This is a genomic window from Bacillus sp. UNC41MFS5 (genome assembly GCF_000686805.1).
The window spans coordinates 397243-409706 of the sequence record NZ_KK366020.1 but is presented as its reverse complement, the minus strand read 5'-3'; the positions used below and the strand labels follow the sequence as shown (position 1 = coordinate 409706).

Annotated in this window: 14 protein-coding genes; 5 read left to right on the top strand and 9 right to left on the bottom strand. The window is 38.2% G+C overall.

Annotation, left to right across the window (positions count from 1 at the left end; all coding sequences use genetic code 11):
• The first annotated feature begins 360 nt into the window (after window positions 1-360).
• The 5 genes from BR30_RS34965 to BR30_RS0130790 all read left to right on the top strand — a co-directional run bounded on the left by BR30_RS34965 (window position 361) and on the right by BR30_RS0130790 (window position 3360).
• Window positions 361-1209: a hypothetical protein gene (locus BR30_RS34965; protein WP_197032445.1), complete on the top strand. Its 849-nt coding sequence runs from the start codon at window positions 361-363 to the stop codon at window positions 1207-1209.
• 292 nt (window positions 1210-1501) lie between these two features.
• Window positions 1502-2140 (top strand): competence protein ComK, encoded by a 639-nt coding sequence (locus BR30_RS0130805; RefSeq protein WP_026568398.1) that lies wholly within the window; start codon window positions 1502-1504, stop codon window positions 2138-2140.
• 44 nt (window positions 2141-2184) lie between these two features.
• Window positions 2185-2436: a helix-turn-helix domain-containing protein gene (locus BR30_RS0130800; protein ID WP_026568397.1), complete on the top strand. Its 252-nt coding sequence runs from the start codon at window positions 2185-2187 to the stop codon at window positions 2434-2436.
• A gap of 246 nt (window positions 2437-2682) precedes the next feature.
• Window positions 2683-2949, top strand: coding sequence for a helix-turn-helix domain-containing protein (locus BR30_RS34960; protein ID WP_051633859.1), 267 nt, complete (start codon window positions 2683-2685; stop codon window positions 2947-2949).
• 120 nt (window positions 2950-3069) lie between these two features.
• Entirely contained in the window at window positions 3070-3360 is a 291-nt protein-coding gene (locus BR30_RS0130790) for a hypothetical protein (protein WP_026568396.1), read from the top strand.
• Between the two features lie 207 nt (window positions 3361-3567).
• Here BR30_RS0130790 and BR30_RS37570 read toward each other — a convergent pair whose 3' ends face one another.
• From BR30_RS37570 to BR30_RS0130745, 9 genes are all read right to left on the bottom strand, one after another.
• Window positions 3568-3711, bottom strand: coding sequence for a hypothetical protein (locus tag BR30_RS37570; RefSeq protein WP_197032444.1), 144 nt, complete (start codon window positions 3709-3711; stop codon window positions 3568-3570).
• Between the two features lie 240 nt (window positions 3712-3951).
• The gene (locus tag BR30_RS0130780; RefSeq protein ID WP_026568395.1) at window positions 3952-4443 is read right to left on the bottom strand and encodes a DinB family protein; all 492 of its coding nucleotides are present in this window, start codon (window positions 4441-4443) and stop codon (window positions 3952-3954) included.
• 817 nt (window positions 4444-5260) lie between these two features.
• The gene (locus tag BR30_RS0130775) at window positions 5261-6298 is read right to left on the bottom strand and encodes an asparaginase (protein ID WP_026568394.1); all 1038 of its coding nucleotides are present in this window, start codon (window positions 6296-6298) and stop codon (window positions 5261-5263) included.
• Between the two features lie 28 nt (window positions 6299-6326).
• Window positions 6327-7481: an ROK family transcriptional regulator gene (locus BR30_RS0130770; RefSeq protein ID WP_026568393.1), complete on the bottom strand. Its 1155-nt coding sequence runs from the start codon at window positions 7479-7481 to the stop codon at window positions 6327-6329.
• A gap of 143 nt (window positions 7482-7624) precedes the next feature.
• Entirely contained in the window at window positions 7625-8512 is an 888-nt protein-coding gene (locus tag BR30_RS0130765; RefSeq protein ID WP_026568392.1) for a sugar phosphate isomerase/epimerase family protein, read from the bottom strand.
• A 3-nt stretch (window positions 8513-8515) separates the two neighbouring features.
• Complete coding sequence (locus tag BR30_RS0130760) at window positions 8516-9574, bottom strand: Gfo/Idh/MocA family protein (RefSeq protein WP_026568391.1); 1059 nt, start codon at window positions 9572-9574, stop codon at window positions 8516-8518.
• A 22-nt stretch (window positions 9575-9596) separates the two neighbouring features.
• The gene (locus tag BR30_RS0130755; protein ID WP_026568390.1) at window positions 9597-10472 is read right to left on the bottom strand and encodes a sugar phosphate isomerase/epimerase family protein; all 876 of its coding nucleotides are present in this window, start codon (window positions 10470-10472) and stop codon (window positions 9597-9599) included.
• A gap of 31 nt (window positions 10473-10503) precedes the next feature.
• The gene (locus BR30_RS0130750; protein ID WP_026568389.1) at window positions 10504-11472 is read right to left on the bottom strand and encodes an ABC transporter ATP-binding protein; all 969 of its coding nucleotides are present in this window, start codon (window positions 11470-11472) and stop codon (window positions 10504-10506) included.
• The gene (locus BR30_RS0130745) at window positions 11465-12454 is read right to left on the bottom strand and encodes an ABC transporter ATP-binding protein (protein WP_026568388.1); all 990 of its coding nucleotides are present in this window, start codon (window positions 12452-12454) and stop codon (window positions 11465-11467) included. The genes BR30_RS0130750 and BR30_RS0130745 overlap by 8 nt, the downstream gene beginning before the upstream one ends.
• Window positions 12455-12464 lie beyond the last annotated feature (10 nt).

Sequence of the window (12464 nt, the reverse complement as noted above, 5' to 3'; positions counted from 1 at the left end):
GCTCGTGTTCTTACTATATTAATAGAAGAAACACGATTAATATTGTTTGTTTGCACGATTTTGTTTGTTTAGTTTTCAAAGAACAATCTTGTTTGTCAGAAGAGACATTTGTTATTATATCGAATCTCTATCATTATGTCAATATAATAATTTAACTTATTTCACTATCGCTTTTAACTAATAGGACTGCCGTTAAAAGCAACTTCCTCATATTAACACCTTCAGTTTCACTACAAAAACGGCTTCAAATGTGAATTTTAGTCGTTCGATTCGGGCTGCCAAAACCGCTATTGTGAAGGTGCTGGAATTGTTGATTTGACGATTGGAAAGCACAAATTAAGCGGTAGAGGGTGTTAGGAAATGGCGGGTTTAAAATCAGGCAATATTGAAGGATTCGAGCAGTTTTCAAAATTTAGGTCACTTAAGGAATTGAATATACATATCGAGAAGTGGTTAGCGGTCCACAAGCATGATTTTTCAAAAGGAGAATTAGTTGGATTTAAGCGGCTGGTTCGTTTTTCTGCAAAAATACCTGGCGTATGTAATGCCAAAATTGGAACGGTCTTAAAAGCGATTCATGAAGAATACCACCTTAATGGAATCTCGCGCTCTACCTTTAAACGAATGATTCTAAAGGCAAAAGAATTGGGAATTCTAACAGTTTATGAAACAGAAAGAAAAAATGGTTCGCAATCTAATAACATATATATCATCAATCGTTTTCCTTCAAATGAACTACCTAAAGAGGAAATCTTGAACCACCCTAAAGAAACTAATAATCTTTTAAAAACTGAAAAAGATCAAAAGATAAAAGAACGTAAAGAAGAATCGTCCGAATTAGATCATACCTATGTGAGCGACCGAGTTCCACAACCTTTTGTCCAGCTAGTAAAATGCTTTTTTCCTGAACCAAAGACCATCGAAGAGTATTGGAGAACGGTGAATTTAGCTGCAGCCAGCTACAGTTGGGAACTTGATTCAAATCAAATCCAAGATGTTGCCATCCAATCCTTTAAGCAGCTCATAAGGAAGTTAAAGTTCAGCAGAAATATCAAAAATCCATTCGCCTATTTTTATGGAATTGCAGAGAATAAGTTTTGCGTACTTTTTCACGATGTACTTGCGGATAAGTATGATTTATCTGATGCGGAAATGGTGTTTAGTCTGGGTTTGGGAGTGTGCCCCAGCGACGATTCTGATTGTTATTAAAATTAGGTCGGCCACATGATCTTCATGGTCCACTCTGTCACTTAATTGTCACGAAAATAGTCAAATTTTGTAGAATCTACATACTATAGTACGTGGTATAAAATACCTATTTATTATTTAATTAATACGAGGGACAAATACGATTTCTACCCCATCAATGAATCTCAATTAAGCAAATATAGAAAAGAATCTTACATGCTAAGTGAGCAATTTACCCGCACGCTGCCAAGGTAGTCAGGGATATTCCATACATATAGATGAACGCACAGTCTTCCTTTCCGACGGGCAGTACATGACAGTTATTGTAGTAGGTAAGCTTTTTTCAAATCCATTAGATTTAAAGGAGAGGAAGACTATTTTTATTCAAAAGAACTATTTTATTGAAAAGAAAATGATCTTACTAACAGGAGAATATGATGGTTATGGCAAGCTATGTGCACGAGTCATGGCAGGAGGTGTGTCTTTTCTGGTGGGCCGCTCACCCTTACAACTATTAGATGACACCTTAACCTACATAGGGTTTGACCTAAGAGGGGCCTTTGGAAGTGCAAAACTTATTCTTGGAGAGCGGTCTAGATGTCCAATTATCGTCAATCCTTACCAGGGAATTTGCCTGTTTCCAAACAAATCACCAAATAATGTCGATTGTATTTGGTTCAACCCCGATCATATTGTTAGAACAAGAGCGAGGGGAAGAAATCAGACAGAGGTCGAATTAAGTAACGGTCACTCCATTATCGTTGATTCAAGATTAACCTTTTTTAATAATAAGATTCACAAAGCCAAGCAATTGTTGGAGATATCCTTGAAAAGAGGCAACCAACCTGGACCGATTCTTTTCTACCTCGATTCCCCAAAAGGGCATCAATTAACCAAAGAGAAAACAGGAAAATATAATTTTGCTAACTTAGAAGAGGATAACCAAAAATAAAAAATACAATCTATTCAAGTGATTGGTAGAAAGGGAGTAACTCTTTGGAAAATTTATGCTTTGGAATCGTACTAAAGAAATTAAGAAATGCACAGAAACTTTCTCAAGAGGTGTTGGCCGACCGGAGCGATCGACATCCGTCCTATATCAGCCTGCTGGAAAGAAATCAGAAAAACCCGAGCTTAGATACTATTGTTGCTCTTGCACTCGGATTGGATATGACAGCTTCTGAAATGTTAAAGGAAATAGAACAACATCCTGAGAACCGTTGGTTAATCAGAACTAAGAAGAAATGATGAATAATAAGAGGTCGGGTACTTTGCAAAGAACTCTCTTATTAGCCAATATGCACCAACAAGAATGCCGGTGTTGGTAACGGGTATCACATTAAACTACATACTTTACTGATATCGCTGTATTAAATATTTCCATCCGTTTTACCTTTTTAAAAAAAAATATCCGTTTCGAGGGCTTTTATCGGCTATAGCCCGTGGAGCGATTTTGTTTCTAATTATGTAATGGTCTTAAAAAGGAGAATTTCCTTGAAAAAAGAAAAGGCCATTTACATAGGAGAACCAATAAAACAATTACGGAATGCAACAGGTATGTTTCAAGAAGAATTTGCTTATTGCTGCAAATTAGACCGATCATATATGAGTGATCTGGAAACAAACAAAAAGAGTCCATCCTTAATGACCATCAATAAACTTGCTGGGGGATTAGGTATGAAGGCTGAAGACTTGGTAGCGGAACTTGGCAAAACCATTGATTTTGCACGTATCTTTGAAGAAGAGCCATACAAGAATTAAGAATGGTATTGTCGACTATTACGGAAACAAGAATTGTCCTCTGGTCTTCAATAAATATTCAAAAACTTATGATTATGATTCTATGATTTCAATTTTCTTCAGGGAGGAGAGAATTAGTGGATGAGGGTTGTAACTAAAGTAATAAGCGATGAATTAGAAAAGATCAAATTCTATATAAACAATAGTTTGACATATACAGTAGAAGTTTTCACCGTTCCTGAAGGCTACAAAAGCTTCGCATATAATTCCTATCTTCACCACACTGATTTAGAAGGAACTGGATTTCATGAAGGTAAAGACAAAAGTGTAGAACTAGCCCTCCAAGATTTGCGTGAAATGATGGATGCGTTTCAGGGATACTACCCGGAGACATTAAGACCATGCTGGAAAACTAGCATGGTTTTTTTCTGAAACCCTTCGTCCATTTGAACAATCCTTACCTATTTTTCAGTAAATTTCGAGGCGTGACAGTGCACTAGAATTCAGTGGGGGGCTGATTTTTTTCCCTTCTCAGCAGGAATATTTTTATGTATAATGGTTATACAATAAAAAAAGAGAAGTGCTGCTAACACTTCTCCTTGCAACCTTTACCGTCAGGGTGATAGTTGTTATAGTAGCTTATTTTTGAGAACCACCCTTTTGCTTGCGACGGCGTAGGGTGGTTTTCTTGTTTTCTAGAACGTTTTTCCGAAAGGCATAAGCGCTCCATTCACGCATAACTCCCTTCAGAACTTCTCGTAGAATTTCAAGAAATGTTTCCATGATCATCACCTCCTTTCCGAAACGAAAAGAAGCGTAACAACCAACCACCCCAACAATATTCAGCTGCAACTTCATTCTATCATTTTATTTGTATCTAACAGCCTATCAATCTTCGACAAATATCGGGTCGTGACAGGCACCGGAATTAAATATCCTTTACCATAAACAAAAACACGATTCTTTTTTGAAGAATCGCGTCCTTTCATTGAATAAATGAATATTAACTACATATTTTAATGACTACACTTTGACAACATTCACTTTCCAGCTATTTTGAAGTTTTCGAATAAAGATGATTTGACCAATGTGATATGCGTTATGAGTTGATACATTTCCAAGTATCTCCCACCACTTCGCATGTACAGGGAGACCATTTACTTCACTCTCAACTTTTTCTTCCGTTAATAAATCTTGCCATTGTAACAGCACCTCTAAAAGTCGTTCTTTTAAGTCACCAAAACTTTTATTTTCCGGAATTATAAAACTTTTATTATTATCACCTATAGAAGGTACAGCATTAACATGTGATTTTTGGTACCTAATTTGCCATGTTTCATTCCAATAAAGTAAGTGCTGCACAATCTCAGCAATACTATTACAATTTTCGTTAGGCTTCCAAAACGCTTCTTCCTCTGACAAATTTTCGACCGAGTCAGAAAATGGAAGGTACCAGCTAGGATCATTAGCATTAGCTAATAACTGATCTAATAAGACGTCTTTTGCATGAAACACGCTCTCCACACTCCTAATAAATTTTTTCTGATTTATTCAAGTGAAAATCAAAGTAGTGGTAAAACTCCGGCCACAAATGTCATAAATCGACTACCTCGTTCTATTAATTCTCTTATATAAAGTTAATCCCCTTCATTATTTTTTCATAAGTAAAGCGTTTCTCCTTTTTAAAGAAACGCTTCCTCAAATAATACTAGCGTTATAGAAATCCGCCAGATTGTTGAATAGCCATCGATTTATTAATGAAATTACTTCCGACCATCAGAACCTTCCCCATGGTCTGTGACAATCTTCGCTTATTCCCAACAAGTTTCCTTTCTAATCAAACGTTTGATTAATATCATTGCAGCCCTTGATAAATCTGGGTTAGTCCCTCCCTATCCATAAATAAATTGTTGAAAGATGAACAAAAAACTGGAGAAAAACAGCATTTTAACCTCAACCGTCACTAACCGACACTCTTTCGACTAAATACCATATAGGCTATACTATTCAAACGTTTGATTGAAATAGTTACAAGTATTGATTTTTAAGTATTCCCCCTGTAAAGTCAGCACGAAGAATGTCGAGGAGCATTTATAAATTCCGCAGGAAATAACCCATCTTTCTACAAAATAAGATGGGTTTCTCTCAAACTTCCATTATTCTATTCAATCCCCGCCTTTTCGAAACTACACAAACGTTTAATTAATAGTTGCCTCAACTCGCAACATTCCTAGATCTCCCACTCTAAATACATGTGAATCATGTACAAACTTCCTTTAGCATAAACACCCACCTAGCATACTCAACTAAGTTGCGGAACCACCAACTCCTATCAAATCTCCTGTTTTTTTACAGGTTTCTCATGAGTTCCGATAAGCAAAAACCGCTCATTAACCTTTCCAACTTCAGCCCCTGCATCATTCTTAATAATGGATGGTTTTAAATTTCTTAAACTAGTAATCGTTTCTTTATTTTTGTAGCCAATTTGTTCAAGAATAGCGGCTACAATTGTAGGCCAAACATCTTCTGAACCATTTAACACTTTTAAGGCAAATCCAAGTCTTTCATTTCTCAAGCCAAAACAATATACCCCTTGTGCGCCGCCTTTTGCCACGATATTTTGATCCTGAAGCAATACGGAACAAATAAATTGCTCTGAAGCAATCATAATGGGATGCTCATTCATAATGCTAGTCATTTCTGTAACTGCTTTTTGCAATAATGGGTCCTTAATTAAATCTGGACAGGCTAATTTTAGATAAGTCATGGCCATATTCTTTAATGGAATCGCAAAAACAGGGACTCCGCAACCGTCTCTTCCAATTTTTATCTCGGAAATGGGTACTTCAGATAATGTCGCGAGAATATTCAATAGTTGTTGTTGGAGTGGATGATCTACTTCCCAGTATCCTTCGACTGGATATCCAAGTTCACGGCAAACCGTGATAAAACCCATATGTTTCCCAGAACAGTTATGATAAAGCCTTCTTTTTTCCTTGTTTTTTCTTATCATTTCCTCTCTTGGCTTCACATTTAGAGGATAAGAACAAGGACAAAATAATTCGGTTTCATTGACAGGTAATTTTTTTAACATGGATTCAAGAGCGGCAATATGATAGGTTTCTCCCCTATGAGAAGCTGTAAACAGAGAAGCCTCTTCCCTCGTTAAACCGTATTTAGTTACAACATTTGATAAAAATACAGGAATAGCTTGTATTGGCTTTGCTGCAGACCGATAGAACGTGTAATGCTCCTGATCCCCAACATGGTAAGTGGATTCCAGCTTATCATTTACACCACTAATCATCCCGATATGAACATTTTCAAGCAATCCAGCTCTCGTTTCTTCCACTAACGTATCCGTATTCATCTTATACTCCTATCATTAGCAAAAATTGCTACTCCAAATCCAACAGGGTATTTTGCGCCTGAATCGCTGCACCAAGCACAACCCCTTGATCACCTAATTGCGAATATACAATTTTCACTCTCTTTTTTAATGGTTCCCAAATATATAACTCAGATTTTTGTTCAATGGGTCCTTTTATTTCAGGAAGATTTTCGATGGTATTTCCGCTTAGAATAATGACCTCTGGATTGTACAGGCATAATATATTGCTAATTGCAAGAGCTATATAAGTCGTTGTTCGATCCATAATATTGATGGCCCACGATTCTCTATTGCGGTAGGAATCGAATACTTCATCGATTGAATCAATCTCCTTTACTTTCCTGCTATCAGCGATAAGAGCCCCTTCGGATATATAGGTTGCAAGGCAGCCGATTTTTCCGCAATTGCAGACATTTCCAGTCGGATTAATAACCGTATGACCAATTTCCCCTGCATTATTGGATTCTCCTCGATAGATTTCTCCATTAAGAATGATAGCGGCACCGATACCTGATCCAATTCCAACTAGAACTGCATTTTGGTAATCCTTTGCCATTCCCTTAAAATTCTCTGCCTCTATTTTCATTTTTAATTCATTATCAATAATGACAGCTAAATGGGAAAGTTGATGAAGGTCTTCCGCCAGGTTTACGTTCTTCCATTTTAATTGATCCGAAACCGTAACGACTCCATTTTGATAATCTATGGATCCAGGTAATCCTACTCCAATAGCAATAATCCTTTCAGTAGGGATCTGATTTTTATCAATCAAGTCCTTCACATTCCTATTTACTTTTTCCAGTGTTTCATAGTAGCTTTCAGTTACTTCTCTAGGTATACTCTGCCATGCTACAATTTCTCCGACATAATTGACGATGCCTATTTTGATCATTAATGTATCTATTTCAACTCCGATTGTATATAGAACATCACCACATACATCAAGTAATGCTGCCTTTCTTCCTACTCCTGAAGTGACTAATTCCGTTTCTCTCACAAATCCTTGTAATTGTAATTCATTAACAATCCTTGTAATGGAAGTTGGGCTCATTCCAGTCACTTTCGCAATTTCCATTCTTGAAATAGGAGAGTGATTTTTGACAATGTCGAGGACTAAATTTTTATTTTGTTTTTTCATTAAGAGTTGATCTTGTTTTTCCATTTATTTACATCTCATTTCTGAAAAATTCCTTTAAAAAATCATGGTAATTCACTATTTAGAAAGAACTAACATCATTTTTCAAAAACAACATCCCTGAGAGAATCAGATTCTCTCATAAGATTTGCTAGCAGGTGCATTTCTTCCTATTTGAATGTTTTAATATATTCAATCGCCTCAGAGATATCTTTTACTGGGTTCGTGTTAACTTCTCGCTCAATCGTTAAATAACCACTATATCGGATTTCTTGTAAGGCCGCAAAGTACTGGGGAAAATCTACCGCTCCCTTGCCTAGCGGTAATTCTCTAAAATACTCACCGGAGGCAACCATTTTGGATATTTTTTCATGATCCGTACCACTTCCATAGCCAAGGGACCCATATACATCACGAGGGTCTACTGATTGTAACCGGATCCCATCCTTCACATGGGTGTGGACGATATAATCTCTAAGAAGCTTCACACCCTCCACGGGATCATCACCCGTCACCATCACCATATTGGCCGGGTCAAAATTCACGGAAACTCCATTGGTCGTTAAGCTATCCAAAAAGGATTTTAATCTGCCAGCAGTTTCCGGACCTGTTTCAATCGCAAAGTAGGAATTCATACTTTTGGCATAAGCCCCCAGTTCCTCACAAGACATTTGCATGGCTTCATAAATAGGACTGTCCTTTTCTTCAGGGATTATACCGATATGTGTCGTTACGATACTGGCCCCTAGTTCTACCGCAAGGTCCAAAATCCGTTTTGATTTTTCAATTTTCGCCCGATTTTGCTGGCGGTCTTGGAACCCATGACCACCTAAATCACCACAAAGTGCCGAGATTTCTAATCCTAATGAATCGATATACCTTTTTAAATCGTTACGTGAAGGGGAGCTTAAATTTTCCGGCGCCATTTCACCTTCAACAGCATAAATTTGAACTCCATCTGCTCCCATTTCTTTGGCTGCCTTTAATCCCTCCCGTAGCGGCAAGTGAAGACTATCAACAATCACACCAATTTTGTTGGTTACTCTTACATGATTCATGGGTTAAAATGTCACCTCGCATTTCTTTTCGGAGGCTTCATAGATACCAGCTAAAATTTTCATGATTTCAACACCATCTTCAACAGGTGCAACTGGTTTTGTATCGAATAAGCAGCATGTCACAAATGAATCAATTTCATTTTGAAACGCATTTGAGAAATCAAAAGTGAGATGATCAATCTGGGGGTGAATATTCACAATGGTGTTATTTTCCTCACTAATTAAAACTAACTCTGGTTCTAATTCAGCTCCACCTTTTGTCCCAAATAATTTTACCTGAATTTCATCTTTCTGTGCGTGTAAAGTATAAGAAACATCTACAAACAAGGAAGCACCGTTCTCAAATGTAATGAGGGCGTTTGCCAAATCTTCCACAGTATTTTTTCCTTTATCATAGTCCGCTGCTTTATAAAAACGTAAATTCTCTACATTTCCACGATTTCCAAGTTGACGATAGGTGTTCCCAGAGATGGATTTCACTTTGGGGCGCCCCATTAAATACCAACAAATATCAATGATATGAACACCAAGATCTAGTAAAGGTCCGCCTCCAGAGCGCTCTTTATCAGCAAACCATCCGCCTGGATTCCCTAAACGGCGTAAACACGTGGCTTTGGCATAATAAATTTCTCCTAATTTCCCCTGGTCAATAAAGGATTTCAATACTCTTGTATTCGTTGCGAATCTCCTCACAAAACCAACCTGTAAGGTTTTATTATATTTACGAGCCGCTTCCTCTACCTTTAATGCTTCTTCTACCGTCACGGAGAGGGGCTTCTCTACTAAAACGTGTTTCCCGCTTTTTAAGGCATTAATGGAAATTTCGGCATGGCTATTATTCCAGGTGCAAATACTGACAGCATCTATATGAGGATCGTGATATACTTCCTCTAAAGAGTCATATACAATTCCAATTCCATACTTCTTTGCCGTTTCTTCCGCTCTCTCCTTTGAATAATCATATACACCATATAAAACGGCATTTTGATTGTTCGCATAAGAGGCTAAATGCATATCAGAAATCGAACCAGTCCCGATCACACAAACCTGTAAAAGCTCCAAATGTATCCATCCCTTCTATCGATTACTGAACTTCATTCCATAATCTTCTTACATTATCCATCCCTATTTTCGAACCAATTTTACAATCTTCCATCCCCTCAAACTCTACCGTTAAATAGCCATCATATCCTGAGTTTTTAACAAGTTTCATAATTTCACGAATGTTTAAATCTCCATGACCGACAATAGCTCCCCGCAAATAGTTTTCATTGACCGTTCGAAACCAAACTCCATCGCCAGGGTTTTCATAATAAGGTCGAATATAGAAATCTTTAAAATGAACAGTGGCTGCATCGTTAATATTTTTCTTCACCCCTACAAGCGGATCTTCATCCATACAAAGGAAATTCCCAACATCAAGTGTTGTTTTAAAATTCTCACGGTTCACGGCATGAATTACTCGTTGGACACGATCGCTCGTTTGGACATTAAACCCATGATTTTCAATAGTGGTGGTAATGCCGAACTGGGCTGCATAATCAGCCACCAGTTGACTGCCTTTTACGAATTTAGAAAAATGCTTTTCAAAGTAATGAATCGTCATTTCTTCGGGCTGTAAAGTAAAGGCCGTTACATCATGACGCATGATCTTTATCCCTAAACGATTGACAATGTCCACATGTGTTTTTAGACGTTCCACTTCTTCATGAAAAGCTTCTTCTGTCTCTTGGACAAAGTTTGCAGGCAATGAATAGGCCGACAGATCAATCCCTAAGGATGCCGCTTTTTCCTTAATTTGATCGGCCAATTCAGGATTGTCAACAACCGAGAAACCATAAGGGACAATTTCCATATGTTCGCCGCCATGATCAGCAATCCATTGAATAACATCTAATACCGTCATCGTTTCTTCCCTTAGCTCTCGAACTAAACTATACGTACTTAAACCTACCTTCATTTATCTTCACTCCTATTTTTTTAAAAATCTACTATTCTACTAAATGGCATGCCACGAAATGATCAGAGGTTTCCCCTTCTCTAACGGAAGGTTCCCTTACCTTACAAATATCCATAGCAGCAGGACAACGGGTGTGAAATCTGCAACCTGTTGGCGGATCAACTGGGCTCGGCAAATCACCCTGCAGGATTATTCTTTCTCTCCGCAATCGCGGGTCAGGAATCGGGATTGACGACAATAATGCTTTTGTATAAGGGTGCTGCGGATTAGAGAAGATAACCTCTTTTGGTCCTGACTCCACAATGGTTCCTAAGTACATGACCCCGATATGATCACTTATGTGCTCCACAACACTTAAATCATGTGAAATAAATAAATAGGTTAAATGGAATTCAGCTTGTAAATCCTTCAATAGGTTCAGGATTTGGGATTGGATCGACACATCTAAGGCCGATACGGGTTCATCCGCAATAATCAACTTGGGTTTCATAATGAGTGCCCTTGCGATTCCAATCCGCTGCCGCTGGCCTCCACTGAACTCATGTGCATATCGATGGGAATGGTATTCACTTAAACCGACGATTTCTAAAATTTCAGAAACCCGTTTATACCGTTCTGCCTTAGATAGATTGGTATGAATCGCAAGCGGTTCTGCTACAATATCCCTAACTTTCATTCTAGGATTGAGCGACGCATATGGATCCTGGAAAATCATTTGTACTTTTTTTCTCATTGCTTTTAATTGAGATTCTTTTCTTTGAGAAATTTCTTCCCCATCAATCCAGATTTCTCCCGCACTCGGTTCAATTAGCCGGGAAATCAGTCTCCCTGTCGTGGATTTCCCACAGCCGCTTTCACCAACAAGACTGAACGTCTTCCCCTCCGGAACCATAAACGACACATCGTGGACAGCTTTTAACGTATTCTTTTTTCCAAACATACCGGCAGGAATAGAAAATGACTTTTTAAGCCCGGTTACTTTTAAAAGAGTATTAGACACCGATTTCCCTCCTCTCCTTTTTGTATAACCAACAGCTGCAGGACCTGCCATTTTCCAATTTCATTTCTGGAGGCTCTTCGCTATAACAGAGAGGCATCACATCATCGCATCTTGGGGCGAATTTACATCCCTTTGGCAAATTACTTGGATCCGGGACATTTCCTTTAATAGAATCCAGTTTTTCCTTTTTCTGCCCTAGCTTAGGTATCGAGCCTATGAGTCCTTTCGTGTAAGGATGTTTTGGACTTTCAAATAGTTCGAATACATCTGCCTCTTCAACCACTCTTCCCGCATACATAACAACAACGCGGTCGCACATCTCTGCTACAACACCTAAATCATGGGTAATCAATAAAACAGACATTTTTTCTTTCTCTTGCAGCTGTTTCATTAAATCAAGTATTTGAGCTTGGATGGTAACGTCAAGTGCGGTTGTCGGCTCATCAGCAATTAATAGCTGAGGATGACAAGAAATCGCCATCGCAATCATGATTCTTTGCCGCATACCGCCAGATAATTGATGCGGAAACTCATTCATGATGTCTTCCGCACTCGGGATGCCTACCTTTTTTAAATTAGAAACCGCATGTTCCCTCGCCTTTTTCTCTCCTAATCCTAAATGAACGCGAATGGGCTCCAGCAGCTGTTCCCCAATTTTCATCACAGGATTTAATGAAGTCATTGGTTCTTGAAAAATCATCGCGATTTGCTTTCCGCGAATCTTCCTCATTTCACTCTCTGATTTATTCGTTATATCCTGATCATTAAATTGAATTCTGCCGCTCGTTATTTCTCCACTCGTCCCTGTAAATAGTTTCATGACTGAAAGTGATGTTAAGCTTTTTCCACTCCCGGATTCACCGACAAGACCGAGAACCTCCCCCTTATGAATGTCGAAGTTAACACCGTGTAAAATTTTGATTTTTTGCTTATCCTTGGTGAACTCGGTTTCAAGATTTTCAACTTGCAGAAGCTTCTCCATCCTCTTCAAA